Consider the following 26,942-nt stretch of genomic DNA (forward strand, 5'->3'; position numbering starts at 1 on the left):
GCGCCCTCGTCATGGGGACAGTCACTCACATCCGCAGCGGCGGTGGGGGACTGGCCACTCACTCAAGCTCATTCAACCCGATCCAGCTTAACCCCAAGTTAGCGAGGCGCACATGCATTCCACCTACCCGTCCCTCAACGGCCTCGGTCTCGTGCCGACCGTCATCGAACAGTCCGGACGCGGCGAGCGCGCCTATGACATTTTTTCGCGGCTGCTGCGTGAGCGGATTGTGTTTCTCGTCGGTCCGGTCAACGAGCAGTCCGCGAGCCTGATTGTCGCGCAGTTGCTGTTTCTCGAATCCGAGAACCCTGACAAGGACATTTCCTTTTACATCAATTCGCCGGGCGGCTCGGTCTACGACGGGTTCGCGATCTACGACACCATGCAGTTCATCAAGCCGGAGGTGTCGACGCTCTGCACGGGTTTCGCGGCGAGCATGGGCACGTTTCTGCTGACCGCCGGCCAGCGCGGCAAGCGCTATGCATTGCCGAACGCGCGCATCATGATTCACCAACCCTCCGGCGGCAGCCAGGGCACCGCCGCCGACATCGAGATTCAGGCGCGCGAAGTCCTGTATCAGCGCGAACGCCTGAACGCGATCATGGCCGAACACACGGGACGCAGCATCGAAGACATCGTCAAGGATACCGATCGGGACAACTTTATGACCGCGGCGGATGCGAAGACCTATGGGCTGATCGACGACGTGCTGCAGACCCGCCAGCAGACAGAAAACTCGTAGCCGGTCGCAGGGACGCTATCATGGGCGCGATCCGTCGAGTTTGACGGTCGCCTCATTGGAGAAATACATGGCGTCATCCAACGAAACCATCAGCATGGCGCTGTTCTGCGACTTCGAGAACGTCGCCCTCGGCGTACGCGATGCGAAGTACGAGAAATTCGACATCAAGCTGGTGCTCGAACGCCTGCTGCTCAAGGGCAGCATCGTCGTCAAGAAGGCGTACTGCGACTGGGAGCGCTACAAGAGCTTCAAGGGCACGATGCACGAAGCCAACTTCGAGCTAATCGAGATTCCGCACGTGCGCCAGTCGGGCAAGAATTCGGCGGATATCCGTCTGGTCGTCGACGCGCTCGATCTCTGCTACACCAAATCGCATGTCAACACCTTCGTCATCATCAGTGGCGACTCCGACTTTTCGCCGCTGGTTTCGAAGCTGCGCGAAAACGCGAAACAGGTGATCGGCGTGGGCGTTCAGCAGTCCACGTCCGACCTGCTCATCGCGAACTGCGACGAATTCATTTTCTACGACGACCTGGTGCGCGAAAGTCAGCGAACCGTCGTCAAGCGCGAGACGGCGCGTCCGGCACAGCAGCCGACCGCTGCCGCCAGGCGCACGCCGAATGAAGAGAAGCGTCCCAAGGAAGATCTCGAAACGCGCCGGACCAAAGCGGTGGAAATCGCCGTACAGACCTTCGATGCGCTCGCCTCGGAACGCGGCGACAGCGGCAAGATCTGGGCCTCGGTGCTGAAAAACGCCATCAAGCGCCGCAAGCCCGATTTCAACGAAACGTATTACGGCTTCCGTGCGTTCGGCAATCTGCTGGAAGAAGCACAGGCACGCGGTCTGCTCGAATTCGGCCGCGATGAGAAGTCGGGCGCGTACGTGTATCGCAGCAATGTCGTGACGACGCTCAGCGAAACCATTGGTGAGACGTCAGAGCAAACGCAGGAGTCGGCGGCCGCGGAACCGGCACACGCCGCGCAGCAGGGAGACGGTGGTCACAAGCAGGACGCTCGCCGCCGCGGGCGCGGCAACCGTAAGTCGCAGCGCGACGCGCCGGCAGCGGTACTCGCAGAACCGGCGGCGAGTCACGAGGACGCTGAGGCGGCGCCGCACGAACCGGAAGACACTTACTTCAACCACGGCGGCAGATCGCCTTTCGCTTACGACGAGCCGGACGAGCAGCCAGCGGAACCAGCGGCCCAGCCCGGGTTGTTCACGTTCGACACAGCACCGGAACCGGAATCAGAGCCGGAAGCCGCTGTTGAAGGGCGTGAGGAAATTGCTCCGGAGACACCCCGCAAGGGACGCGGCAGCCGCAAGACTGCGGCGAGAAAAACGAAGAAGGCCGCGCCGGAATCGCACGACGCTGCACCTGCAGTCGCAAGCGAAGCGCCACGCGAGGAGGTACCCGCTCAGGCTGCGGAGGAGGCACCCGCGGCCGTCAAGACCGCGCGTAAATCCACGACACGCAATCGTCGTCCGCGCAAGGCCGCGGCTACCTCATAAGTCAGCGCGAGACCGGACGCAACGCGTCCGGTTGAAGACTATCCGTCCTCAGAAGCGGTGCGTCATGCCCACGGTGGCGAGAACCTGGTTGGTACCGGGTTCGCTCACCGTGACGCCCGGCCAGCTGACGGTCGAGGTACCGTTGTTCTTCATGTAGCCCGCGCGGACATAGAAACTCGTGCGCTTCGAGATCGAATGATCGGCACCGATCTCGAAGCCCGGCGTGTTGTCATGCGCGCCGCGCACGTTGCGCTGCAAAGCCGCGATCTCGATCGTATCCGCAGCCGTAGCCTGGATCGTGGCACCCAGCTCGGCGATGCTGAGCGAATGCGCCGTGCCGAGCACCGCTGCGAGAGACCTGGGCGACGGATCTTGCGCGCGCTGATACGAGTAGTTGAACTGGAAGTTCACAATACCCACCCGATAAGCGAGCGCGCCGATGAAGTGCTCGGTGCTGAGCAGAGTGAGCGCGGTCGGCAGACCTGCGATCGTCTCCTGACCCGGATGCTGATTGACATACGAAAGACCCGCATACAAGCCATAACCCGTATAACTCGCGCCGAGGTTGAGCATATTCCCCGTGGTCGCCGGCACCGGCTGGGTCACGGTGGCCGCAAACGCGTACATGCCGTAGAGCTGCACGCCACCGAGATTCGGCGACTGATAAAGGACGGAGTTGCTGGCACGGCCGGAGTCGTACTGCGTCGAGAGCGTTTTCTTGTCGACCGCGAGCACGTCTGCGGAGAACGGTGAGAGGATCTCGTTGACGCGAAACGGATCGGTCGGATAAACGACGCGAAAACTGGGCTCGTACTGCCGCCCGAACGTCAGCGAGCCATAGGTTGAGTGGTTCAGGCCGACCCAAGCCTGCCGATAGAACAGCGAAGTCGTATCCGCGAAAAACGTGCCGTTATTCAGGTTAAAACCGGTTTCGACATCGAATTGCGCGGACAGACCTCCGCCGAGATCCTCGTTACCTTTAAGGCCAAATTGCGAGCCCGCCGCGCCGCCACTTCGTTCGGAAAACGAATGATTGCCGCCGTTGTCGAGGTATTGGATGAACGTGTCGGCCACGCCGTACAACGTCACACTCGAGTCCGCCGCCACGGCGCTGCCTGCGGCGAGAACCAGCGTGGCCCCGCAGATACCCTGACTGATCAAACGCATGCATGTCTCCTCATTTTTGATAGCCGCTTGTTGCGGGCTTTGATTACATCTCTGCGGTACAACCCGGTCGCTGTCTCCACCCGATCCGGCCAATCAGGTGCGCGCGATCCTTCTCTCAGGTTCCGTGTGCCCGGCTTGGCTGAGATGCCGGTCAGGTCGAAAAATAGAATGGGCGTGCTAATTTGAAGTCAATTAGACCCGCAAAGCTATTGCATTCTTTTCATGACGAGCTTGCAGAAGATGCATGCTGGCGCCGAGCCGCGATGGGAGGCCATGGCGCTGTAAACGCCTGCGTGCGAGAGGGTTAAACCGGGTTGACGTTGCAGATGTGGCCAAGGCGGCCAGTGGGAATGAAACGAGGGGGAACTGACACGCACAAAAAGCAGAAAGCCCTCGCGTTGGAGGGCTTCACTGTCACTAGCTTACTAACGGCTCGAAGTTTAATCGCGGCGTCGCGATTGCCGGACTTTGCAAACTATCCGTTTACACCGGGCGGCTACACCACACCGCCGGAATGAAACCTTACGCAAAATTCTTCGCTGCAAAGTCCCAGTTCACAATGTTCCAATATGCTTCGACGAACTTCGGACGAGCGTTGCGATAGTCGATGTAGTACGCGTGTTCCCACACGTCGATCGTCAGCAGTGCCTTCGCGTCCGTGGTCAGCGGCGTGGCAGCGTTGCTGGTCGACACGAGGTCGAGCGAGCCGTCTGCTTTCTTCACGAGCCATGCCCAGCCCGAGCCGAACGTGCCGACTGCGGTCTTGGCAAACTCTTCCTTGAACTTGTCGTAGGAACCCCACTTCGCGTTGATCGCGTCGGCGAGCGCGCCCTTCGGTGCACCGCCACCTTGCGGCGACAGGCTGTTCCAGAAGAACGTGTGGTTCCACACTTGCGCGGCGTTGTTGAAGACGCCGCCCGATGCCTTCTTGACGATCTCTTCGAGCGACAGGTTCTCGAACTCCGTGCCCTTGATCAGATTGTTCAGGTTAGTCACATAGGTCTGGTGATGCTTGCCGTAGTGATACTCGAGCGTCTCTTCCGACATGTTCGGAGCGAGTGCGTTCTTTGCAAACGGCAGCGGCGGGAGCGTATGTTCCATGGTGCTTTCCTTCTATCTGTGTGTGGGGGGTCAGTCTGAGGATAACGCTGTAGAGCACTCGATTGTAGGCGACTTGGAATAACCCCGCAAACCAACGGCCTTTATGTCGGATATGCGTTTGAAAGTCGCCAGGACAACCGTAACTAGTGCTCACGCAATGCACGTGCCACGGTCAAAAGTACGTCGGCGTAAGAGCGTCAGAAATCGTCGGACAGACGTGCCTGCACATCGGCCAGCGTGATATCCGCAGCGCCCTCTGCAAGGTGCACAGTCAGATGACGCCCCGGTTTCAGCGCGGCCGGTGCACGCAGCGCGCGACCATTCTGCGCGTCGAGCACAGCCGCGTAGCCACGCTCGAGCGTGCGCTGCGGACTCAGCACCTCGAGACGCGCGGCCAGCGTCGCCACGCGCGCTGTATGCCGTTCGTGCTGGCGCAACGCTGCGCCGTCGAGCCGCTGCGCAAGTGCGTTCAAGGTGGCACGATGCGCAACGAGATCCGGACGCCAGCGCTGCCAGCGCATCTGCAGCAGCGAAAACCGCGCTCGAGCATCGCGCACCGGACGGGCGCCAGCCGATCCGAGACGCACGCTGAGTTGCTGCAAATGCGTGCGTTGTCGCGCGAGCCGCTCGGATGGCGAGACGAGCCGCCGTGCGAGCCAGTCGAGTTGTTGCGCACGCCGCTCCATCATGCGGCCAAAGCCGCGTGCGAGCGTGGCATGGCGGTGATCGAGATCGCGTAACAACAGCACGCGTTGCGGACTGACGAGCTCGGCGGCGCCGGTCGGTGTCGGCGCGCGCACGTCTGCAGCGAAATCGGCAATCGTGAAATCGGTTTCGTGACCGACACCGCTCACCACCGGTACGCGGCTTTCGGCAATCGCTCGCGCCAGTACTTCTTCGTTGAACGCCCACAGGTCTTCAATCGAGCCGCCGCCGCGACAGACAATCAACACATCGACCTCGCACCGCGCGTTGGCCGTCTCGACCATCGCTGCCAGTTTCGCGCTGACGCCCACGCCCTGCACCGGTGCCGGATACACGATCACCGGGATATGCGGCGCACGGCGCAACAATGTGGTCAACACGTCGCGCAACGCCGCGGCCTGCAATGAAGTGACGATGCCAATTGCCCGCGGATGCGTCGGCAACGGCCGCTTGCGCTCCGCGGCAAACAACCCCTCCGCTTCGAGTTGCGCCTTGAGCTTCAGGAACGCTTCAAAAAGCCGCCCTTGCCCGGTACGGCGCACAGCTTCGACGTTCAGTTGCAACTCGCCGCGCGGTTCGTACATCGTGACAAGCGCCCGCACTTCAATCCGGTCGCCTTCGCGCGGCGTGAACTCGGCGTGCTGCGCGCGGCCGCGGAACATCACGCAGCGCATCTGCGCCTGCGCATCCTTGATCGAGAAATACCAGTGACCGCTCGCGGCACGCGTGAAATTCGACACTTCGCCCGCCACCCAGATGAGCGGGAAGGAGCGTTCGAGCATCGTGCTGATGGCGCGATTGAGCGCCGACACCGGCACGACGACGTCGCCACCGGGCGCGCCCGAAGACGAAAAGGGACTTTCGGAGTTCATGCGATGAATAGGGATGACAGGCCGGACAGACGATAGACCGAGCAGCCAATCACGTCCAGCGCGTTGTACGAATTGTTAAAAGTGTCCACATGTCGGGAGGAGCGTGAAAGGCCTTGTAAGAATGCGTGCAGAGGCCCGTAATGCCGATTTAACCTTTTGATTTATAAAGCATTTCTATCTCATATATACCGATGCACGCCGACAGGACCCGCGCCGAATGGCCCTCCCAGCCCCGCCGGAGGCGAGTTCTCCACAAAGTTATCCACAGGCTGAAAAGACCGGTCCCGCGTCTATCGGGCGGCCGCGTGTCACGCTGGCGACTTGCGGCGCACGACGCTCGCGCGCTAGAGTGCCGGGTTTTAAGGGCATCATGAGCGACACGCCGCTTATGCAGCGCTCGCCATGCCCTGTCCTGATCGTCCCGCCCGGAGAAACGCGTTGATACCTGTCCCGTGTATCGCGTCACCTGAACCGGTGCCGCAGTTGCGATTGCTGCGCACACCGGCGTTGGCCTCATGAGCGAGGTCAAGCACCAACTCGAAACGCGTCTTGCGCGCGAGTGGCAACAGCGCGGCCCGCTTGCGTGGGCCATGCTGCCGTTCGCCTGCATGTTCGGCGCGATCGCCGCGGCACGTCGTGCGGCCTTTGCGCTCGGCTGGCTAAAGGCGGTACGCGTCGGCGTGCCAGTCGTAGTGGTGGGCAATGTGACGGTCGGCGGGACCGGCAAGACGCCCACGGTGATTGCGCTCGTCGAAGCGCTGCGCGTCGCCGGCTTCCAGCCCGGCGTCGTGTCGCGCGGCTATGGCGCGCGGGTCAACCGGCCTACGCCCGTCACAGCCACTTCAGCGCCGCAGGATGCCGGCGACGAGCCTTTGCTGATCGCGCGCCGCACCGGCGCGCCGGTCTGGGTCTGTCCCGACCGGGTGGCGGCGGCGCAAGCGCTATGCACCGCGCATCCCGAGGTCGACGTGATCGTCAGCGACGACGGTCTGCAGCACTACCGCCTCGCCCGCGACGCCGAACTCGTGGTGTTCGACCATCGGCTCGGCGGCAACGGCTTCCTGCTGCCGGCCGGGCCGTTGCGCGAGCCGCTGTCGCGCCGCCGCGACGCCACGCTGATCAACAGTCCGTACGAACGCACGCTGCCACCCTGGCCCAACACCTTCGCGCTCTCGCTCACGCCGGCTGACGCGTGGCATCTCGGCAACCCGGCGCTGCGCAGGCCGCTTGCGCAGTTCAGCGGCGATCGCGTGCTGGCCGCGGCCGGCATCGGCGCGCCGGAGCGCTTTTTCGCGACCTTGCGTGCCGCGGGCGTGAAGCCCCAGACCCGTGCGTTACCGGACCACTATGCGTTCAGCAGCAATCCGTTCGCCGATGTCGACGCAGATGCGATCCTGATCACTGAAAAGGATGCGGTAAAATTGGGGGCCTGGCACGATGCGCGCATCTGGGTCGTCCCCGTTGAAGCTGCGCTCGATCATCGCCTCATTGAATTAGTTGTGGAGAAAGTCCGTGGACGCTCGCCTGCTTGAAATTCTCGTCTGCCCGATCTGCAAGGGCCCGCTCAGCTACGATCGTCCGGCGCAGGAGCTCATCTGCAACGCAGACAAGCTGGCGTATCCGATCCGCGACGGCATTCCCGTGATGCTGGTGGACGAAGCGCGTCAAACCGTCGAAGGCACCCCGGTCGAGCCTTTGCATCCTGCGCCTGGAGCCTGATGCCGTAGTCCTGATGGGCAGAGCCGTTCGTTCCGCTTCGTTGTTTTTTCTGCGCGCGCCCTAGCTGGGGCGCGTCCCGTTCCGCGTCCTCTTCGGCGCCTTCTTTGGCCCCCTGTTCGGCGCCTTGTTCCGGTTTTGCCGCCGCGTTTCCCATGACTCAACCCACGTCCACCGTCCCTGCCGCCCCGCCGTTCATTGCCGTCGTACCGGCGCGGCTCGCCTCGACCCGTCTGCCCAACAAGCCCCTCGCCGACATCGGCGGCAAGCCGATGGTCGTGCGCGTTGCGGAGCGGGCGCTGGCCTCGGGCGCGCAGCACGTGCTGATCGCATCGGATGCGCAGTCGGTCCTCGACGTCGCACGCGAACACGGCATCGAAGCCATGCTGACGCGTGCCGATCATCCGTCGGGCACCGACCGTCTTGCCGAAGTCGCGGCGCATTACGGCTGGAGCGACGACACGATCGTCGTCAACGTGCAGGGCGACGAACCGCTGATCGATCCCGCACTGGTGTGCGGCGTTGCGTCGCACCTCGCTGCGAGCCACGGTTGTGCCATCGCGACCGCGGCACACCCGATTACCGACCCGGCCGAAATCTTCAACCCGAACGTCGTCAAGGTCGTGCTGGACGCGCGCGGCGTTGCGCTGTACTTCTCGCGCGCGCCGATTCCCTGGGCGCGCGACGCGTATCAGCCGCACTGGCCGGACGTCGCCGCGATGCCCACGCCGCCCGCGCCTGCCACGGTCTACCGGCATATCGGGTTGTACGCGTACCGTGCAAAGTTTCTGCGCTCGTACCCAACGCTCACCCTCTCGCCAATCGAACAGGCCGAGGCGCTCGAGCAACTGCGTGCCATGTGGCATGGCGAGCGGATCGCCGTGCTCGTCACCGGCGAAGCACCGCTGCCGGGTGTCGATACCCCTGCGGACCTCGCTCGCGTAAGGTCGTTATTCGGTCCGTCGGCGTAAAAACCCATGGCATAATCAAACGGCTGTGCGCACCATCTGCAATGATCGTTGGCCAGGGTTTGCCCGGTCGTCCCGCCGTCCCCCTTGCAGCGCCGTCGTTCACGACGTGCAGCGCGAGGCGCACTGCGGTCACTTCGAAGCGGGCCCCCTGAGTCCAATGCGCGGATGCCTTAAGCGTAGCGCCACCCAAGAATTCACATAGATCTGGAGATATCACATGCGTTTGATCCTTTTGGGTGCTCCCGGAGCGGGTAAGGGCACTCAGGCAACGTTCATCAAGGAAAAATTCGGCATTCCGCAAATTTCCACCGGCGATATGTTGCGTGCGGCCGTCAAGGCTGGCTCGCCGCTCGGCATTGAAGCCAAGCGTTCTATGGATGCAGGCGAACTGGTGTCGGACGAGCTGATCATCAATCTCGTCAAAGAGCGTCTGAAGGAAGCGGATTGCGCCAACGGTTATCTGTTCGACGGTTTTCCGCGCACGCTGCCGCAAGCGGAAGCCATGAAGCAGGCCGGCGTCGCCATCGACTACGTACTGGAAATCGACGTGCCGTTCGACGAGATCATCGTGCGGATGAGCGGCCGTCGCGTGCACGCTGCTTCGGGACGTACGTATCACGTCAAGTTCAACCCGCCGAAGGTCGAGAACGTCGACGACGTCACGGGTGAACCGCTGATCCAGCGCGACGACGACAAGGAAGAAACGGTCAAGAAGCGTCTGGAAGTGTATGTTGCGCAGACCAAGCCGCTGATCGAGTACTACACCACGTGGGCCAAAAACGGTGACGCGTCGAGCAGTTTGAAGGCGCCGCAGTACCGGGCTATTTCCGGCCTGGGCACCGTCGACGAAATCCGCACGCGTGTGTTCGATGCGTTGAAGTGAATTCGATGAAGTGAGGTGGTGAGACGCGCGGGACTTTGGATTTTTTGCCCTCTCACAATACGTCAGATTCGCTTCGCTAAAACCCGCCCACATGGGCGGGTTTTTTATTCACACTTCGCTTTACGCGTGGCTTTCGCCGAGCGTCATCCACGCAGTCAATTTGCTCAGTTATCCCGATCAAATTTCCGGCCACGTTCAAGCACCACTCCGGTGCAACCACCCGCCCTTTTTCTTTCCGCGCTGCAGCACAGCCGTTACAATCGACCATCGAAAAGATATTCGATCGTGACGATTACTGAACTGAAGCAAAGGAGCAGACATGGAGATTCGTGACAATGTATTCCTGATCACCGGCGGTGCATCGGGTCTCGGCGCCGCCACTGCGCGCCTGTTCGCCGCAGAGGGCGGCAAGATCGTCGTTGCCGACCTCAATCAGGATGCGGGCACGGCCCTCGCACAGGAACTGGGCGGCGTGTTCGTGAAGTGCGATGTCAGCCGCGAAGACGACGCTACGCAAGCAGTCGATGCCGCGACGAAACTCGGCACGCTGCGCGGCCTGGTCAATTGCGCGGGTGTCGCGCCGGCCATCAAGACCGTCGGCAAGGACGGCCCGCATCCGCTCGACTCGTTCACGCGAACGATCTCGATCAACCTGATCGGCACCTTCAACATGATTCGCCTTGCCGCCGCGGCGATGGCGAAGAACGAGCCGAATGCGAATGGCGAGCGCGGGGTGATCATCAACACGGCGTCGGTGGCGGCGTTCGATGGCCAGATCGGCCAGGCCGCGTATGCGGCATCGAAGAGCGGTGTGGTGGGGATGACGCTGCCGATCGCACGCGACCTGTCGCGCAACGCGATCCGCGTGATGACGATTGCACCGGGCATCTTCGAAACGCCGATGCTGCTCGGAATGCCGCAGGAAGTGCAGGACGCGCTCGGCGCGATGGTGCCGTTCCCGCCGCGTCTCGGCAAGCCGGCGGAATACGCAATGCTGGCCAAACAGATCTTCGATAACCCGATGCTCAACGGCGAAGTGATCCGCCTCGATGGAGCCATCCGGATGCAGCCGAAGTAGCGGGAGCGGTTCGCCGCCCGTCATATGCCGCCATATGCCGCGACGACCGCGGCGTATGGCGCGCGCGCCGGCGAATCTCAGTCCCGGTCGTTATGCTGCGTACGCTGGCGCAACTCATGCAACTGCGACTCGACCACCGTCGCATCGTCCGCGTCGGGGCGGTCGCCCAGGTAGCGCTCCAGATCTTCGAGCGCCGGTCGCAGATAGTCGAGCCGCGCATAAGCGAAGCCGCGATCACGCACTTCCTCGATGCTCTCAGGGAGCAGAATCACCAGCCGCTGTTGCACGCCCAACAGACGCTGCCAGCGTTCCGTCTGAAGATAGGTCGACTTCAGATTGCGCAGCATGCGTGCAATGATCTCGCGCCGGGTGGCCGGCTGCAGCAGCATGCGCAAAGCACGGCTGACCGACTCGCCGGCCGACGCCACATAGGGCTCCAGCATCTCGACCATCTCCGACTCGGAGAGCGAGTGCCCGGTGGTCGGATCGAGCATCACGTCACCATCGGGCGTGGTCACGCGCAACAGGAAATGACCGGGAAACGCCACACCGCGCACCGGAACACCAATCTGCTCGGCCATCTCCAGATACAGCACGGCAAGCGAAATCGGAATGCCGCGGCGCCGTTTCAACACCACGTTCAGATGGCTGTTGTCGGGGTCAAGGAAATCGTTGAGGTTGTTGCCGAAACCCAGCTCGCGGAAGAAAAAGCGATTCAGGATGCCGACCTTCTGCTTGATGTCAGCGTCGGCTGGCATGCGGCGCTGCAGGCGCACCACCAGTTCGTCGATCTCGGCGAGTGCGCCTTGCAGATCGAGATCGGGATAAGCGTCCTGTGCAAGCGAGAGTGCTGCCTCGGTCAGGGGCAGACTGTCGTCTTCGGCGACCAGCGTGCTGAAATAGTCGAGAACCCGCGTCGTCGTGATCACTTCACTCGCCTTCTGAAATACGCGTATTTGAAGCCCATCAGCCAAAGCATACCGAAATATAGCGCAGCAAACAGAACCAGGCACGCCGCCAGCAACACGATACGGGCAAGCGGCTGGGCATGTAGGCCGATCCAGTCGAAGCTGATGGAAAACCAGTGCATGACGCCCGCGAGCACGAGGCATGCCCCGATCATCTGCACGAAGAAAACCAGCCAGCCACCCGACGGCATATAGATACCGCGCCGGCGCAAGCCGATGAACAGCAACAGCGCGTTCACGCAAGCGCCAAGCCCGACGCTAAGGGTCAAACCCGCATGAGCGAAGATCGGGACGAAGACGAAATTGCTCAACTGCGTGACGACCAGCACGCCGACCCCGATCTTCACCGGCGTCTTGATGTCCTGCTTCGCGTAGAAGCCCGGCGCGAGGATCTTGATCAGGATCAGCCCAATCAGGCCGACACCATAGGCGGCCAGCGCCCGGCCCACCATCACCACCGAGCGGGCGTCGAATTTACCGTAGTGAAACAGCGTAGCGGTGAGCGGCTCGGCAAAGAAAAACAGCGCGATCGCGCTCGGCGCGGCGAGCAGGAAAGTCACACGCAGGCCCCAGTCGAGCAGAGACGAGTACTCGTGCGGGTCGGCATCGACGTGCGCCTTGGATAGACTCGGCAGCAAGATCGTGCCGAGCGCAACGCCCAGTAGCGCGGTGGGAAACTCCATCAGCCGGTCGGCGTAGTTGATCCACGACACCGCTCCGGGCCCGATCCGCGACGCAATATTCGTGTTGATGATCAGGCTGATCTGCGCCACCGAGACCGCGAACATGGCGGGCACCATCTTCGAGAGCACGCGCTTGACGCCGCGATGCGCGAGCGAACGAACCGGGTTCCAGCCGATCTTCGGCACCATGTCGATCTTCTTGAGACCGGGCAACTGCACCAGAAACTGCAGCACGCCGCCGACGATCACGGCCCACGCGAGCGCGTAGACCGGCGTTTTCATATGCGGCGCGACGAACACGGCCGCGACGATGAACGCCACGTTCAGCAGCACCGGTGCAAAGGCCGGCAGCGAAAAGTTCTTGTAAGTATTCAGGACGCCCGAGGCCAGCGACGTCAACGAGATGAACACGATGTACGGAAACATGATGCGCGTCATCGTGACGGCGAGCGGATACGCCTGACCATCGTGCGCGAGGCCGGACGCCACCACGAACACCACGCCGGAGGCGCCCAGCACGCCGAGGAGCGAGAGAATCGCCAGCGCCCAGGCAAGGACGGTGGAGGTTGCGTCGACGAGCGCCTTGGTCGCGTCGTGTCCCTGCTGATTCTTGAACTCGGCGAGAATCGGCACGAACGCCTGCGAAAAGGCACCCTCGGCGGAAATCCGGCGCAGCAGGTTGGGAATGCGGAAGGCGACGTAGAACGCGTCGGTAAACTGGCTGGCGCCGAACGCGCGGGCGATCAACGTTTCGCGGGCCAGGCCGGTCACGCGCGACAGCAGCGTGAAGCCGCTGACCGTCAGCAGGGCTCGGAATAGATTCATGGGGCGCTTATTATACGGGTGCCGCAGGTGCGGACGAGGAGCCTTGACGCGAATCGGACCGATTTACGCCGCAGACGTTCGATTTCGCGCAAAGCGGGCCGGGAACCGGAGAGCGTCAGCAGGAGCGCCCGGGCGTCAGATCGCCCATTTTCGTTTGCCACGTGCCTGTTTTTGTTGCTATAATCGCCGGTTTCGACGCTCGCTCAATTTTCGGACGGCATTCAGATGCCCTCTCGATGTCTGTTGGAACGAGCCAGATTTCGCGTAGTTGAATTACCAATTTCGACATTTTTTGCGCTCTTGGGCAATCGCTTCCAAGGGTTCGAGCTAAAGCAGCGCCCGGCCACTTGAAGGTCAGGTACTGGAAACAGGAACAGGATAAGGAACCGTCATGGCTAACTCCGCACAAGCACGCAAGCGCGCCCGTCAGGCCGCGAAGGCAAACTCGCATAACTCGGCCCTGCGCTCGAAGTTCCGCACGGCAATCAAGGCTGTTCGCAAGGCGATCGACGCCGGCGACAAGGCTAAGGCCGCTGAGATCTTCCTGGCGTCGACGAAGACGATCGACATCATCGCCGACAAGAAAATCGTTCACAAGAACAAGGCAGCTCGCCATAAGAGCCGCCTCGCTGCAGCCATCAAGGGTCTGCAAGCGCCCGCAGCGCAGTAAATCCGGTCAGCCCGCTCCGGCGGGCTACCTCCTGTTTCCGCTGCGTCATGAGAGCCCGCCTAGGCGGGCTTTTTTGTTTGGTTTTGGGCTTTATCTCGTCTGCCCGGTCTCTGCGCGCACGGTACTCATTTGACGCTACTGTTTGCTACAGGCGCAAAAAAACCCGCCTTCGCGGGTTGGGTTTCCATCGTTTCCTTTCGCCTCACTGCCCTGGCTCGATCCTCGCCTGAATGGATCAGCCGTCTTAGCCCATTCGGGCGCCTACAGCCGCCTTACTTCGCCTTCAACGCCTGTTGAGTACCGTGTTCCGGCGGCAGTTCGCAGGCCTCGGTGACCAGCAGGTCATTGTCCTTCGCGAAGTTCATGACGAAATCGAAGGCCATGGGTTCGATGTCGCGCAACCGCGAGTCGAGGATGACGCATTTCAGGTCGTCGATGATCGTGGGGCGGACGTACAGCGAGTACTGCATGTAGGCATTCGGCCCCCTTTTCGTGCCCGGCCCGAACATGGACATCACCCCGGCGAGCCGCTCCGACCAGTCACTCGGCCGAAACTTCTTTCCGTTCGACGTGATGCCCTGAATGAAATATTCGGTTGGAGCTTCTTCGGCCATGTAGGAATACCTGAGTGACTGCCCAGCACAATGCCAGCGAATGTGGCTGCGGCTGCATGAACACGTCGTACACGACCCCGCGAACCATGCCGCTGGGCGCCGCAGTGCCGGCCAGGGCCACCTCGGCAATCGTCATGACGGCGCACCGCGAGGAAAGCCTTCCGGGCGCGCGAGCCGTGTCCCGCAAGCATGTAGCCTGCTTGCTGGGCTTTTTGGGAAACCCCGAGATTATAGCGTAGCGGACCTTCTTCCGCACTGCACACAAGCACGCGTCTTAAGACTCGCGAGCCCGGTTAGGAATGACGGCCTGGCCTTCCGGCTAGCTCGTCAAACGCGCCAGAATCCTTTATGCTGCATAGAGTTACCACAAACAACGGCGGCAGCGTCTGGCAATTTCGCCGGGTGAGACCGCCGTATTTGTTTTATGACCGCCAAGAAAATTCGCCACTACCTGCAGTTCAAGGATTTCTCGCTGGAAGACTACGAGTACGTGCTTGAACGCGCCCGCATCCTGAAGAACAAGTTCAAGAACTACGAGACCTACCACCCGCTGCACGACCGCACGCTGGCGATGATCTTCGAGAAAAACTCGACACGCACGCGCCTCTCGTTCGAAGCGGGCATCTTCCAGCTAGGCGGCCATGCGGTATTCATGAGCACGCGGGACACGCAACTGGGCCGCGGCGAGCCGATCGAAGACGCTGCGCAGGTCATCTCGCGCATGGTCGACATCATCATGATCCGCACCTTCGGCCAGGACATCCTGAAGCGCTTTGCCGACAATTCGCGTGTGCCGGTCATCAACGGCCTGACCAACGAATATCACCCGTGCCAGGTGCTGGCTGACATCTTCACGTATTTCGAACATCGCGGCCCGATTCGCGGCAAAACGGTCGCCTGGGTCGGCGATGCGAACAACATGCTGTACACCTGGATCGAGGCGGCGCAGATTCTCGGCTTCAAGCTGCGACTGTCCACGCCGCCGGGTTACAAGCTCGACCGCGCCATGGTGGCGCCTGAGAGCGCACCGTTTGTCGAAGAGTTTGACGATCCGAACGAGGCCTGCGCCGGCGCCCATCTGGTCACCACCGACGTCTGGACCAGCATGGGCTTCGAGGCGGAGAACGAAGCGCGCAAGGCTGCGTTTGCCGACTGGTGCGTGGACGCCGAGATGATGGCGCGCGCCAACGCAGATGCACTCTTCATGCACTGCCTGCCGGCCCATCGTGGCGAGGAAGTGAGCGCAGAGGTGATCGACGGACCGCAAAGCGTCGTATGGGACGAAGCGGAAAACCGCCTGCATGTCCAAAAGGCGTTGATGGAATTTTTGCTGCTCGGCAAGCTGAATCACTGAGCGGCGTCTGCGCGAAGCGCGACGGGGCCCGAATACGAGGCGGGCATCCACGTACGCGCCGTGCTTGTGCGTGTCTGCGGCGCGGTTAAACGAACCAAATCCTGCGTTAGCAGCCAGCAAAAGGTGCCCGGCTCACTCACGGCACCTTTTTTATTGCGCGTGCAGAACTCAAAACTCCGCTGCACCGCGTCCTATAGACAAACCGGCTCGGCCTCCAGCTCCACTCCAAACCGTTCACGCACATCCCGTTGAATCGCCTGCGCCAGCGCAAGCACCTCTGCGCCGCTTGCCCCACCCCGATTCACCAGCACGAGTGCCTGACGTTCGTGCACAGCGGCCGCGCCCATCGCGCGCCCTTTCCAGCCGCACTGATCGATCAGCCACCCCGCCGCAAGCTTCACCGCACCATCCGCCTGCCGGTACGAAACTACCTCCGGCTCGCGGCGCTGCAACGCCTCGAACTGCACTGCGTCGATCACAGGATTCTTGAAGAAGCTGCCGGCATTGCCGAGTTGCGATGGGTCGGGCAATTTCGCGCGGCGCACGGCCACGACGGCGTCGAAAATTGCCTGCGCGCTCGGCGATGTGTCACCATGACCCTCGGCGGCCAGTTCGCGGGCGATGTCCGCATAGCTCGCGCGTGGCACCCACGCTTTCGGCAAGCGAAACGTAACCGACGTGATCACAAAGCGGTCACGCCCTTCTCGCTTGAAGAAACTGTCGCGATAGCCGAACCGGCAAGCCGCTGCGTCGAACTCGCGCGCTTCGCCGGTCGCCAGTTCCACGGCGCGCAGCGATTCGAAGCGCTCGCACATTTCGAGTCCATAGGCGCCGATGTTCTGGATCGGCGCGGCCCCCACCGTCCCCGGAATCAGTGCGAGGTTTTCGAGGCCAGGCTTCTCCTGTGCAAGGGTCCAGGACACGAAGTCGTGCCAGTTTTCGCCAGCGGCCGCTTCGACGTACCACGCTTCGTCGTCCTCACGCACGAGACGGCGACCGCGTAATGCCACCAGCAGCACGAGGCCCTCGAAGTCGCCGGTCAGCACGACGTTGCTGCCGCCACCCAGCACCAGCCGAGGCAGGTCGGCTGCACGCGGGTCACGCACCGCCGCGAGCAATTGGTCCTCACGTTCGATGCGGCACGCGAACCGCGCGCGGACATCGAAGCCAAAGGTGTTGTGGGCCTTGAGCGGGTACCCGGCGAGGAAAACAGTGGAGTCGGACTGGGACATCAGGGACATCGGAATGTGAGGGCCGTGTGCCGCAAGTCAGGCGGTATTGCGCAGCGGCCTTGGGCAAAAGAGAAAGGCGTCGGTAAAATGACGTCCGGTTCGTGATTATAGCGAGTGCATCGTGCGCAGCCGTCCGGCGGCGCCGTGTATCGCAGCACTATTGGAGAGAGCAATGCCATCGTTTGACGTCGTGTGCGAAGCCAACATGATCGAAGTCAAGAACGCGATCGAGCAGTCCAACAAGGAAATTTCCACCCGCTTCGACTTCAAGGGGTCGGACGCGCGCGTCGAACACAAGGAGCACGAGTTGACGCTCTATGCCGACGACGACTTCAAGCTGGGTCAGGTCAAGGACGTGATGGTGTCGAAAATGGCCAAGCGCAACGTCGACGTGCGCTTCCTCGAGTACGGCAAGATCGAGAAAATCGGTGGCGACAAGGTCAAGCAGGTCGTCACCGTCAAGAAAGGCGTGTCGGGCGATCTGGCGAAGAAGATCGTCAGGCTCGTGAAAGACAGCAAGATCAAGGTCCAGGCAAGCATTCAGGGCGATGCGGTGCGCGTGAACGGCACCAAGCGCGACGACCTGCAGAGTGTGATTGCGCTGCTGCGCAAGGATGTCACGGACACGCCGCTCGACTTCAACAACTTCCGCGATTAAGGCGTTCAGATTGCGCGGAAGTGGCGGTGACGCCGGTGGCGATCATGCTGCTCATGCCTGCTCATGCCTGCGCACGCAGGTTGCGTGTCCGGCCTGATGTCGTGCCTGGTTTTTCCGTCACGCAACGCCTGCGAGACCGCCGTGGGCGCCGCGGCGCCACTGCTTCAGTGTCGCATCCGATCAGTGCCGCTTCGCCGCCGCCTGGGCCTCGGCCTTCTTCTTGTCGCCGATGCGGCTTTCCTGCCCCGCCATCAGCTTCGCGATATTGCCGCGATGACGCCAGATGAGCAGCGAACTCATCACGACGATGGACAGCGCAATGATGTTCGCGCCGAACAGGAAGCCGTCGAAAAGCGGCGCGAACACCGCGGCCGCGAGCGCCGCTAGTGACGAATAGCGCGTAAAGAAGGCGACGATCAGCCAGGTCAGTAGCGTGGCGATGCCTAGCACGGGGTTGATAGCCAGCAGAACGCCCGCAGCTGTCGCGACGCCCTTGCCGCCCTTGAAGCGAAAAAACACCGGATACAGGTGGCCGAGGAAAACGGCGATCGCGGCAAGCGCGATCGCCGTATCGTCGAGTCCGTAACGCGCGCCGAAGTGGCTGACGAGCCAGACGGCGAGCCAGCCCTTGAACGCATCGCCAATCAGCGTCAGGATCGCGGCCGTCTTGTTGCCGCTTCTCAGAACGTTGGTGGCGCCGGGATTCTTCGAGCCGTACGAGCGCGGGTCGGCCAGTCCCATCACGGAACTCACGATCACGGCAAACGACACCGAACCGATCAGATAAGCAACGACAGCGACGATCAGGTTTTGCATCTGGGGACTCTTATAGTTATCGGAAAGCGCAACAGGGGCGACAGGTAGAACACGCATCCCGCGGCACGAACGAAACGGCGAACATTCTACCGAACCGGGCCATCGCGGCCAGCCACTTTTGCAGAGGGTATTCCCGAAACCGTCGGCGCAACCCAAGCCTGCTTCGGGGCATCAGTCGATGCCAACCAGGCGGCGACAGCGTTGGCAGCCTTCAATCCACGCTCGCGCATTGCACCGGCTTCGCCTTTAGCAACTGCGTGAGCACAGAGGGTGCGATACTCACCAGAAACCCGCGCCGGCCGCCGTTCAGCCAGACCTTCTCGAGTTCGAGAATACTCGACTCCACATAGACGGGCATCGCCTTGCGCGTACCGAACGGCGACGTACCACCGATCAGGTAGCCGGAATGCCGGTTCGCCACTTCCGGCTTGCACGGTTCCACGCGCTTCGCACCGATCTGCCGTGCGAGGTTTTTGGTGGAGACGGTACGGTCGCCGTGCATCAGCACGATCAAAGGCTTGGCGTGCTCGTCTTCCATTACCAGCGTCTTCACGACCTGATGCTCGTCCACGCCTAGCTGGCGCGCCGATTCCGCGGTGCCGCCGTGCTCGACATAATCGTAAGGGTGCTCTCCGAATTCGACGTCGTGACGGCGCAGAAACTGCGTCGCGGGCGTTTCGGAGACGTGTCTGGATTTGCTCATCGGCGCATTGTAATGGCGGCCTTGCGCGACCGCCATTGGCCGAACGGCCAATTGTGCGCCGTTGGCGACTGTGGCACGATCGTTCGGAAATCACCCGGCGCAACGCCTGCCGAGGCCCTATCGTTTCAAGGAGACCGCGTTGATCTTCGACTCACCTGCACGTAGCACCATCCATGTGCCCGACTTGCTCGCCGCCTTGCCGCAGCGCATTGCGCAAATTCCGGCGCTGGCTGCCGCACGCGATCCGCAGCATGTCGCGCTGATCGAAGACGCGCGAAGTCTGACGAACATGCAACTGCTGGAAGCCGTGAACGCTACCGCGGCGCTGCTGCGCGAATGGGGCGTACGCGGCGGCGACCGGGTAATGATTGTCGCGGAAAACAGCATCGCGCAGGTGGTGCTGCTGTTCGCTACCGCCCAGCTCGACGCGTGGGCGCTCGTGTCGAATGCGCGCCTGTCCGCCGCCGAACTCGACGCAATCCGCGCGCACGCCCAGCCGCGGCTCGTGGCCTACGCTGTCGAAAGCTCGCCCGACGCGTCACAGCATGCGCAACGTCACGGCGCCGCGACGGCGCCCGCGCTCGCGCCCGCTATCGGCGCATGGGCCTTTGCGCTCGACAACGCCGTCACGGCAGAGCCGGTAGAACGCGCCAGCGAGCGCCAATGCGCCGCCTTGATCTACACCACAGGCACCACCGGCGCGCCCAAAGGCGTGATGCTGTCGCACCGCAATCTGCTGTTTATCGCGGCCATGTCGAGCGGCCTGCGCCGCGTCGGCCCCGACGATGTGGTGTACGCCGTCCTGCCGATCTCGCATGTCTACGGTTTCGCTTCGGTATGCCTCGGCAGCCTGTATGCCGGCGCCACCCTGCGGCTTGTGCCGCGTTTCGCGCCCGAAGCGGTGCGCCGGGCACTCGCCGAAGAACGTGTGTCGATCTTCCAGGGTGTCCCCGCGATGCACGCCAAGCTGCTGGAACATCTGCAGAGGCACGGCCATGCGTGGTCCGCGCCGCGTCTGCGCTTCGCTTATTCGGGGGGCTCACCGCTCGACGCGTCGCTCAAGGCACACGTTGAAAGCGTGTATGGCATCACGTTGCACAACGGTTATGGCATGACGGAGAGCAGCCCCACCGTCGCGCAGACCACGCTCGACGCACCGCGCAGCGATTGCTCGGTAGGACCCGCGATTCCCGGCATCGAGGTGCGCTTCGTCTCGCTCGATGGCGAGGAGCTCGCGCAAGGAGAGATCGGCGAATTATGGGTGCGCGGGCCAAACATCATGCTTGGCTATTACCGCAATCCCGAACAGACCGCCGCCACAATCACCGCGGAGGGTTGGCTCAAGACTGGCGATCTCGCGCGCCAGGATGTCGACGGTGCGCTGCATATCGTGGGACGCAGCAAGGAGTTGATTATCCGTTCGGGCTTCAACGTATATCCGGCTGAAGTTGAGCACGTGCTGAACGCGCACCCGGAGGTCATGCAATCGGCGGTGGTAGGACGCGCGGTAGAAGGCAACGAAGAAGTGGTCGCCTTTGTCGAACTGAAGGCCGGCGCGAAGGTAACGCCGGAAGAGTTGATCGCATGGTGCAGCGAGCGGCTCGCCCCGTACAAACGTTCCGCCGAAGTACGTCCGCTCGCTGCGCTGCCGGCCGCGTCAACCGGCAAGATCCTGAAGCACCGCCTGCGCGATCTGGTTTAAGCGCCAGCGCGCACGCGCAAGGCACACGGGCTCGTCCACCCTCATCCCCGTGGATGATGCGCCGCATGCAGCGACTTCAGGCGCTCACGCGCCACATGCGTGTAAATCTGCGTGGTCGAGATATCGGTATGTCCAAGCAGCAGTTGCACGACACGCAGATCGGCGCCGTGATTTAACAAATGCGTCGCGAACGCATGCCGCAAGGTGTGCGGCGAGAGCGGCGCATGCACCTCGGCTGCCGCCGCATGACGCTTGATGATGTTCCAGAACTGCTGGCGCGTCATGCCTTCGGCCCGGCTGGTCACGAACAGCGCATCCGTCGCACGCGCACCTAGCAACGCCGGCCGCGCCTCGCGCAGATAGCGCTCGATCCATGCATGCGCCTCCTCGCCGAACGGAATGAGGCGTTCTTTCGAACCCTTACCCATCACCCGCACGACGCCTTCGTTGAGCCCCACTTCCACTGTTTTCAGCGTAACGAGTTCGGTGACGCGCAAGCCGCTTGCGTACATCAGTTCGAGCATCGTGCGATCGCGCAGGCCCAGCGGCGTGGCGATATCCGGCGCGCCGAGCAGCGCTTCGACCTGAGCCTCGCTCAGCGTCGCGGGAAAACGCGCCGGCTGTTTGGCCGAGCGGATGCGCAGCGTCGGGTCGACCTTGGCGCGATGCTCGCGCACAGCCCATGCGTAGTAGCGCCGGAACACCGACAGTCGCCGGTTCGACGAAGTGGACTTGTCCTTCTGCCGCACGACGCTATAGGCGGTGAGGTCCGCTTCGCTGGCCGTATCGAGCGAAGCATTGCGGCTTTGCGCAAGCCATTCGCAGAAGAGGCGCAGATCGCGCCGGTAGGCGTCGAGCGTGTTGCGCGACAGGCCATGTTCGAGCCATAGCGCGTCACAGAAGGCGTCAATCGAGGCATTGCTCGTCACGAACAACGGTGACGGAGCGGGCGTGTCGGGAGCGTCGGCAATAATCGGTTCACTCATGCGTAGGACACACCTTCATGCGCCAGCAGCCAGCGCTTGACCTTGCGAAAAAAGTCATCGTCCGCGTGATGCGCAAAGCCGCCGATGCCGCTCGACGCCACCACGCGGTGACACGGAATCACCAGTGGAAAATAGTTCGAGCCGCATGCCTGACCGACCGCGCGCGGCACGCTGCCCAGCTCTTTGGCAAGTTGCCCATAGGTCAGCACCACGCCCGGCGGAATCGCGTTGATCCCCGCCCACACGCGTCGCTGAAAGTCGGTGCCGATTGCAGCCAGCGGCAGGTCGAAGGCCGCCGCAGGGTTCTCCAGATAGCGCTCGATCTGCCGCACAACTTCTGTGGCGAGCGGTGTATCAGGCGCGACGTTCTGCACCGGATCCGGCAAATAGGCGATCTCGCGCACCGAGTCGGCTTCGGCGTCGAGACGAATGCCGACTTTGCCGAACGGCGCGTCGATCACTGCGTTGAACATGATGTATTGGCCTGAAATTTCCTGAACCACTCTGGACGCGGCCCGCTGCCGCGCCAGATTTCCGCTACTGTACGCCGCCAGCTCAGGCGGCTTCAAGCGCCCATTCGACATGCTCGCGCACCAGCGCCGAAGGATCATCCATACGCTGACGCAAGGCATCCACGATCGCCGCCCGCGCGTCGACTGCCAGGCTCGCCGGATCGGCGCGCAACGCATTACCCATACCGACCGCCAGATTGCGCAGCCACGCCTCGTAGCCGATGCGACGAATCGCGCTGCCCTGCATGCGCGTATCGAAGTCGTCGGTGCTCCACGCGAACAGTTCGACCAGCGTCGCACGATCGAGGCCGTGCCGCGCATCGAAATCGGCAACCGGCGCCGCCTGGGCAAACTTGTTCCACGGACAGACGAGCTGGCAATCGTCACAGCCGTACACCCGATTGCCGATCAACGGCCGCAGTTCCCGTGGAATACTGCCTTTCAGTTCGATGGTCAGATAGGAGATGCAAAGCCGCGCATCGACCTTGTAAGGCGCCACAATCGCACCGGTTGGGCACGCGTCGATACAGCGCGTACAACTGCCGCAATGCGCACCCGGCGTTTCGGGGGCGCTCTCGGGTGTCGACTGCGCATCGGTCGGCAGCGGCACATCCACGTAGATTTCGCCGAGGAAAAACAGCGATCCGGCGTCGCGCTGCAGCAACAGCGTGTGCTTGCCGCGCCAGCCAATGCCCGCTTTCTGCGCGAGTTCGATCTCGAGAACCGGGGCGGAATCGGTAAACACCCGGTAACCGTAGGCGCCGATTTCGGCTTCGATCCTGTCGGCAAGCCGCTGCAGCCGGTTGCGCATAACCTTGTGATAATCACGGCCCCGCGCGTAGATCGACACTACCGCGGCGGACGGGTCGTTTATCCGCGCAAACTCGTCAGCACGCCAGTTACGCGCTTCAGTGAGTTCGGTGGGCGCGCTTTCGGCGAGCTTTCCAACCTCGGACTGATCAGGCGAATGAGGACGCCCGCGAGACAGCGAATCCCCCGGCAAATAAGCCATCCGCGCGCTGATCACGCGTCGCGTATGGGCCACAAGCTCTGCGGGCCGCGCGCGTTTCATCCCATGTTTAGCCATATAATCCATCTCGCCGTGGCAGCCCTCTTCAAGCCATGCGGCAAGACCCGCCTCGGCAGCGGAGAGATCGGTGTCGCTGATACCGATCGCCCCGAAACCTAGTTCGCGGCCCCACGCCTTGATGCGCAGGGCAAGCGCCGCCAGCGCCGCTTCATCCAGCTGACGCGTGGCGCGCGCATCGTCATCGGACGCAGGCGTGCAGGAAACGGGGGACTCCGGACTTCGGTTCATCACGCCATTTTACGAGAATGCCCGACAACGCCGATCTCGCGATCCAACTACCCGCTGCAGTCCTGCTCGAGCGCCACTTCGCGCTCGCGGACGAAGCAGCCACCAGTGCGTTCGGCGTGCGCTTCGCGGAGGCGATCGAGAGCGTGCGCGGCGCCGCGCAGAAAGCGCATGACAGCAACGCGAGCGTCGACGGATTCCAGGGTCTGCAGGTGCAATTGACCGGCGACCTCGGCGCAGGCAAAACCACGCTCGTGCGGGCTACTTTGCGCGGCCTCGGTCACACCGGGCGCGTGCGCAGTCCCACCTATACGCTTGTCGAACCGTACGCAGTTCAAAGACCCGATGGGGAACTTGAGCTCTATCACTTCGATCTGTATCGATTCACCGATCCGGCTGAATGGGCCGACGCCGGCTTTCGCGAGTACTTCGACAGCGGTGCGGTTTGCCTCGTCGAATGGCCGCAACGCGCGGGCGGCCTGCTAGGCGTGCCGGATCTTGTTTTCTCGCTCGATGTCGACGGCGACGGCCGGCTGCTGGTTGCCCGGGCGTACAGCGAATCAGGAAAAGCATGTCTAGAAAGATGTTAATCAAGCCATTTCGCTCGATCGAATCCGCCGCCACCGCCTCGCATAACTGGCGGCGCCGGCAGATTCTGCGCGCCGGCGCCTCGACGCTCGTGCTCGGTCTCGTCGCGCCGCGCCTCGCGTGGGCGAGTTCGGTGCTCGGCGTGCGGGTCTGGCCGGCCCGCGACTACACGCGCGTGACGATCGAATCCGATCAGCCGCTGCAGAACACCCAGCAATTGCTGCAGACCCCGGACCGGCTGGTGGTGGATCTGAACGGCCTCGATCTCGACCAGGAACTCAAGGATCTGGTTTCGAAGATCACACCGAACGATCCGCAGATTCAGGCTGTGCGCGTCGGGCAATATCTGCCACATGTGGTGCGGATGGTGTTCGATCTGAAGGGTTCGGTGAAGCCGCAGGTGTTCACGTTGCCGCCGGTCGGCTCCTATAAATACCGGCTGGTGTTTGACCTGTATCCGGCCGTCGCGCCGGATCCGATGATGGACCTGCTCGCGCAAAGCGAGCGCAAGCAGCAACGCCTCGATGAAAATGCCGCGCCGCCGACCACCTTGAGCGGCCCCGGCACGACGCCGCCCACCGCGGACAACAGCGAGGCGTTCTTCGACCGCTACGCGCAGAACGACGACCACGCGCCGGATGTGCCTCATCCGCTGGCTCACACGACGCCAGCTCCCGTTCCGGTGCCCGCACCGCACACCCTGGCGCAAGCGCCGTTGCCCGGCAAGCCGCTCACGCCACCTGGCGCGCTTGCCGGCAACAACAGCGGCAACAGCCCCGACGACACCTACGCCTTCACCACGCCGAAGTCAGGCAAGAACAACACGGTGCGTCTGTTGACCGTGGCGATCGATCCGGGACATGGCGGTGAAGATCCGGGCGCGATCGGCAGCGCGGGCACATATGAAAAGCACATCGCACTCGACGTCGCGAAGAAGCTACGCGCGAAGATCGATGCGCAGCCCAACATGCGCTCGATGATGACCCGCGACGACGACTTCTTCGTGCCGCTCAACGTGCGCGTGCAGAAAGCGCGGCGCGTCGGCGCGGATCTGTTCGTGTCGATTCACGCAGACGCGTTCACCACGCCGGAAGCACGCGGCTCGTCGGTGTTCGCGCTATCCGAGCACGGTGCATCGAGCGCCGCGGCGCGCTGGATGGCGGACAAGGAAAACTCGTCGGATCAGATCGGCGGGATCAACATCAAATCGGATGACGCAGCGGTCAATCGCGCGTTGTTCGATATGTCGACCACAGCGCAGATCCGCGATTCGATGCGCTATGGCAACTTCGTGCTGAACGAGATCGGCGATATCAACAAGCTGCACAAGGGTTCCGTCGAACAGGCCGGGTTTGCCGTGCTGAAGGCGCCGGACATTCCCTCGATCCTCGTCGAGACCGCCTTCATCAGCAACCCGGACGAAGAGAAGCGCCTGAACGACGACGCCTATCGCGATCAGATGGCTACGGCCATCATGAAGGGCATCAAGCGGTATTTCGCGGCGAATCCTCCGCTGGCGAAAAACCGCATGACTTGAGGCGTTTGAGGCGGTCTGCCATCGCGGTTTTTAACCGCGCGAACTAACGTGCCGGCGCGAAGCGCCGCACGAACCAGCCGCCGAACACATTCACCACAAGACCCACCATCACGAGAGCGGCGCCGGCAATCTGCGGCGTCGTCAAATGCTCGTCCAGAAACACCGAGGCGGATGCCAGACCCACAATCGGCACCAGCAGCGAAAACGGCGCCACCTGGCTCGCTGGATAGCGTGAGAGCAGTCGGCTCCACAAACCGTATCCCAACAGCGTCGCAATAAAGGCGAGATACACCACGGCAAAGATCGAGGTCGCGCCGATACCCGACAGCGCAGCGGCGATCCGCTGCGGACCTTCGAAGGCGTAGGAAAGCGCGAGAAACGGCAGCGGCGGAATCAGGCTGCCCCAGACCACCAGCCCTACGAGGTCGACCTTGCCGACCTTCTTGGTGACGATGTTGCCCAGCGCCCACGACCCGGCCGCACACAACGTGAGCACGAAGCCGGCGAGCGTCATAGCGTGACCGCCCTGCATGCCGATCACAGCAAGTCCGCCGGAAGCGATCGCCAGCCCGATGACGTTCGGCACGCGAAAGCGCTCATGCAGAAACAGCCCGGCGAAGATCAGCGTGAAGAAGGCCTGCGCCTGAAGCACCAACGACGCCAGCCCGGCGGGCATGCCGACGTACATGGCGGAAAAGAGAAACGCAAACTGGCCGAACGAGATGGTCGCGCCGTAGGCAAGCAGCCAGCGCCACGGCATCTGCGGGCGCCTGACGAAAAATATGGCGGGAACCGCGGCGAGCGTGAAGCGCAGCGCGCCGAGCAACATCGGCGGCACGCCGTGCAGGCCCACTTTGATCACGACAAAGTTAATGCCCCACGCGATCACCACCACTAGCGCCAGCAGCAAATCCTTCGGCGCCATGGCCGTCTCCTTTGGTTTTGTCGGAAGAGAGAGTTTAGCGGAGCAACCTCGCTTCGTCGAAAGCCGCCAAACAACATCCTCCCCCGCACACCAGTAGAATGACCCCAAT

26 protein-coding genes are annotated in these 26,942 nt (G+C 62.5%); 13 read left to right on the forward strand and 13 right to left on the reverse strand.

The features are described 5' to 3' along the window. Positions 1-112 precede the first annotated feature (112 nt). Both clpP and P3T24_RS25810 read left to right on the forward strand, forming a co-directional pair. Complete coding sequence (gene clpP / locus P3T24_RS25805; RefSeq protein WP_074263523.1) at positions 113-742, forward strand: ATP-dependent Clp endopeptidase proteolytic subunit ClpP; 630 nt, start codon at positions 113-115, stop codon at positions 740-742. A 67-nt stretch (positions 743-809) separates the two neighbouring features. Continuing rightward, positions 810-2,252 (forward strand): NYN domain-containing protein, encoded by a 1,443-nt coding sequence (locus tag P3T24_RS25810; protein ID WP_429439126.1) that lies wholly within the window; start codon positions 810-812, stop codon positions 2,250-2,252. 48 nt (positions 2,253-2,300) lie between these two features. On the opposite strand, the gene P3T24_RS25815 is transcribed toward P3T24_RS25810, so the two are convergent. The 3 genes from P3T24_RS25815 to xseA all read right to left on the reverse strand — a co-directional run bounded on the left by P3T24_RS25815 (position 2,301) and on the right by xseA (position 6,097). Further along, positions 2,301-3,419 (reverse strand): porin, encoded by a 1,119-nt coding sequence (locus P3T24_RS25815; RefSeq protein ID WP_074263521.1) that lies wholly within the window; start codon positions 3,417-3,419, stop codon positions 2,301-2,303. Positions 3,420-3,941: 522 nt separating this feature from the next. Beyond that, positions 3,942-4,520 carry a superoxide dismutase [Fe] gene (gene sodB, locus P3T24_RS25820; RefSeq protein ID WP_074263520.1) on the reverse strand — a complete coding sequence of 193 codons (579 nt, stop codon included), beginning with the start codon at positions 4,518-4,520 and terminating at the stop codon, positions 3,942-3,944. Positions 4,521-4,717: 197 nt separating this feature from the next. Next, a complete protein-coding gene (gene xseA, locus P3T24_RS25825) occupies positions 4,718-6,097 on the reverse strand; it encodes an exodeoxyribonuclease VII large subunit (RefSeq protein ID WP_429439129.1) in 1,380 nt (459 codons plus the stop codon). A gap of 515 nt (positions 6,098-6,612) precedes the next feature. Between xseA and lpxK the strand changes: the two genes are divergently transcribed. The 5 genes from lpxK to P3T24_RS25850 all read left to right on the forward strand — a co-directional run bounded on the left by lpxK (position 6,613) and on the right by P3T24_RS25850 (position 10,745). Further along, positions 6,613-7,629, forward strand: a complete 1,017-nt coding sequence (gene lpxK / locus P3T24_RS25830) for a tetraacyldisaccharide 4'-kinase (RefSeq protein ID WP_429439132.1) — start codon at positions 6,613-6,615, stop codon at positions 7,627-7,629. Next, positions 7,610-7,816 carry a Trm112 family protein gene (locus P3T24_RS25835; RefSeq protein WP_074263517.1) on the forward strand — a complete coding sequence of 69 codons (207 nt, stop codon included), beginning with the start codon at positions 7,610-7,612 and terminating at the stop codon, positions 7,814-7,816. The genes lpxK and P3T24_RS25835 overlap by 20 nt, the downstream gene beginning before the upstream one ends. A gap of 152 nt (positions 7,817-7,968) precedes the next feature. Beyond that, the gene (gene kdsB, locus P3T24_RS25840; RefSeq protein WP_429409290.1) at positions 7,969-8,784 is read left to right on the forward strand and encodes a 3-deoxy-manno-octulosonate cytidylyltransferase; all 816 of its coding nucleotides are present in this window, start codon (positions 7,969-7,971) and stop codon (positions 8,782-8,784) included. Between the two features lie 217 nt (positions 8,785-9,001). Beyond that, entirely contained in the window at positions 9,002-9,667 is a 666-nt protein-coding gene (gene adk / locus P3T24_RS25845) for an adenylate kinase (RefSeq protein WP_429439135.1), read from the forward strand. Positions 9,668-9,986: 319 nt separating this feature from the next. After that, positions 9,987-10,745, forward strand: a complete 759-nt coding sequence (locus P3T24_RS25850; RefSeq protein WP_429286838.1) for a 3-hydroxyacyl-CoA dehydrogenase — start codon at positions 9,987-9,989, stop codon at positions 10,743-10,745. Positions 10,746-10,822: 77 nt separating this feature from the next. Here the strand turns inward: P3T24_RS25850 and P3T24_RS25855 are convergent, their stop codons facing one another. Both P3T24_RS25855 and murJ read right to left on the reverse strand, forming a co-directional pair. Next, positions 10,823-11,674 carry a SirB1 family protein gene (locus P3T24_RS25855; RefSeq protein ID WP_074263513.1) on the reverse strand — a complete coding sequence of 284 codons (852 nt, stop codon included), beginning with the start codon at positions 11,672-11,674 and terminating at the stop codon, positions 10,823-10,825. Next, entirely contained in the window at positions 11,671-13,221 is a 1,551-nt protein-coding gene (murJ, locus tag P3T24_RS25860; RefSeq protein ID WP_429439136.1) for a murein biosynthesis integral membrane protein MurJ, read from the reverse strand. Before murJ ends, P3T24_RS25855 begins: the two co-directional genes overlap by 4 nt. 391 nt (positions 13,222-13,612) lie before the next feature. On the opposite strand from murJ, the gene rpsT reads away from it, so the two are divergent. Further along, the gene (gene rpsT / locus P3T24_RS25865) at positions 13,613-13,891 is read left to right on the forward strand and encodes a 30S ribosomal protein S20 (protein ID WP_074263511.1); all 279 of its coding nucleotides are present in this window, start codon (positions 13,613-13,615) and stop codon (positions 13,889-13,891) included. Between the two features lie 272 nt (positions 13,892-14,163). Here rpsT and P3T24_RS25870 read toward each other — a convergent pair whose 3' ends face one another. Further along, positions 14,164-14,505: a DUF3579 domain-containing protein gene (locus P3T24_RS25870; RefSeq protein ID WP_074263510.1), complete on the reverse strand. Its 342-nt coding sequence runs from the start codon at positions 14,503-14,505 to the stop codon at positions 14,164-14,166. Between the two features lie 424 nt (positions 14,506-14,929). On the opposite strand from P3T24_RS25870, the gene argF reads away from it, so the two are divergent. Continuing rightward, a complete protein-coding gene (argF, locus tag P3T24_RS25875) occupies positions 14,930-15,859 on the forward strand; it encodes an ornithine carbamoyltransferase (protein WP_429439139.1) in 930 nt (309 codons plus the stop codon). Between the two features lie 191 nt (positions 15,860-16,050). Here the strand turns inward: argF and murB are convergent, their stop codons facing one another. After that, positions 16,051-17,091, reverse strand: coding sequence for a UDP-N-acetylmuramate dehydrogenase (murB, locus tag P3T24_RS25880; RefSeq protein WP_429439142.1), 1,041 nt, complete (start codon positions 17,089-17,091; stop codon positions 16,051-16,053). A gap of 172 nt (positions 17,092-17,263) precedes the next feature. On the opposite strand from murB, the gene P3T24_RS25885 reads away from it, so the two are divergent. Next, positions 17,264-17,749: a YajQ family cyclic di-GMP-binding protein gene (locus P3T24_RS25885; RefSeq protein ID WP_074263507.1), complete on the forward strand. Its 486-nt coding sequence runs from the start codon at positions 17,264-17,266 to the stop codon at positions 17,747-17,749. Positions 17,750-17,929: 180 nt separating this feature from the next. Here P3T24_RS25885 and plsY read toward each other — a convergent pair whose 3' ends face one another. After that, a complete protein-coding gene (gene plsY / locus P3T24_RS25890; protein WP_429409293.1) occupies positions 17,930-18,565 on the reverse strand; it encodes a glycerol-3-phosphate 1-O-acyltransferase PlsY in 636 nt (211 codons plus the stop codon). A 211-nt stretch (positions 18,566-18,776) separates the two neighbouring features. Continuing rightward, positions 18,777-19,268, reverse strand: a complete 492-nt coding sequence (ybaK, locus tag P3T24_RS25895; RefSeq protein WP_429439145.1) for a Cys-tRNA(Pro) deacylase — start codon at positions 19,266-19,268, stop codon at positions 18,777-18,779. A 139-nt stretch (positions 19,269-19,407) separates the two neighbouring features. Between ybaK and P3T24_RS25900 the strand changes: the two genes are divergently transcribed. Then, positions 19,408-20,970 (forward strand): class I adenylate-forming enzyme family protein, encoded by a 1,563-nt coding sequence (locus tag P3T24_RS25900; protein ID WP_429439147.1) that lies wholly within the window; start codon positions 19,408-19,410, stop codon positions 20,968-20,970. A 41-nt stretch (positions 20,971-21,011) separates the two neighbouring features. Here the strand turns inward: P3T24_RS25900 and xerD are convergent, their stop codons facing one another. The 3 genes from xerD to queG form a co-directional block, all read right to left on the reverse strand. Further along, positions 21,012-21,956: a site-specific tyrosine recombinase XerD gene (gene xerD / locus P3T24_RS25905; protein ID WP_074263504.1), complete on the reverse strand. Its 945-nt coding sequence runs from the start codon at positions 21,954-21,956 to the stop codon at positions 21,012-21,014. Further along, a complete protein-coding gene (locus P3T24_RS25910) occupies positions 21,953-22,429 on the reverse strand; it encodes a methylated-DNA--[protein]-cysteine S-methyltransferase (RefSeq protein ID WP_429439398.1) in 477 nt (158 codons plus the stop codon). Before P3T24_RS25910 ends, xerD begins: the two co-directional genes overlap by 4 nt. An 82-nt stretch (positions 22,430-22,511) precedes the next feature. Beyond that, positions 22,512-23,786, reverse strand: a complete 1,275-nt coding sequence (gene queG, locus P3T24_RS25915) for a tRNA epoxyqueuosine(34) reductase QueG (protein WP_429439150.1) — start codon at positions 23,784-23,786, stop codon at positions 22,512-22,514. Positions 23,787-23,803: 17 nt separating this feature from the next. Here queG and tsaE point away from each other — a divergent pair, with 17 nt between their 5' ends. Beyond that, entirely contained in the window at positions 23,804-24,373 is a 570-nt protein-coding gene (gene tsaE / locus P3T24_RS25920) for a tRNA (adenosine(37)-N6)-threonylcarbamoyltransferase complex ATPase subunit type 1 TsaE (protein ID WP_429439153.1), read from the forward strand. Next, positions 24,355-25,908 carry an N-acetylmuramoyl-L-alanine amidase gene (locus P3T24_RS25925; RefSeq protein WP_429439156.1) on the forward strand — a complete coding sequence of 518 codons (1,554 nt, stop codon included), beginning with the start codon at positions 24,355-24,357 and terminating at the stop codon, positions 25,906-25,908. The genes tsaE and P3T24_RS25925 overlap by 19 nt, the downstream gene beginning before the upstream one ends. 43 nt (positions 25,909-25,951) lie before the next feature. Here the strand turns inward: P3T24_RS25925 and P3T24_RS25930 are convergent, their stop codons facing one another. Beyond that, positions 25,952-26,833, reverse strand: a complete 882-nt coding sequence (locus P3T24_RS25930) for an EamA family transporter (RefSeq protein WP_429439158.1) — start codon at positions 26,831-26,833, stop codon at positions 25,952-25,954. Positions 26,834-26,942: the final 109 nt, after the last annotated feature.

The organism is Paraburkholderia sp. GAS33, assembly GCF_050436645.1.
Taxonomy (GTDB): domain Bacteria; phylum Pseudomonadota; class Gammaproteobacteria; order Burkholderiales; family Burkholderiaceae; genus Paraburkholderia; species Paraburkholderia phenazinium_B.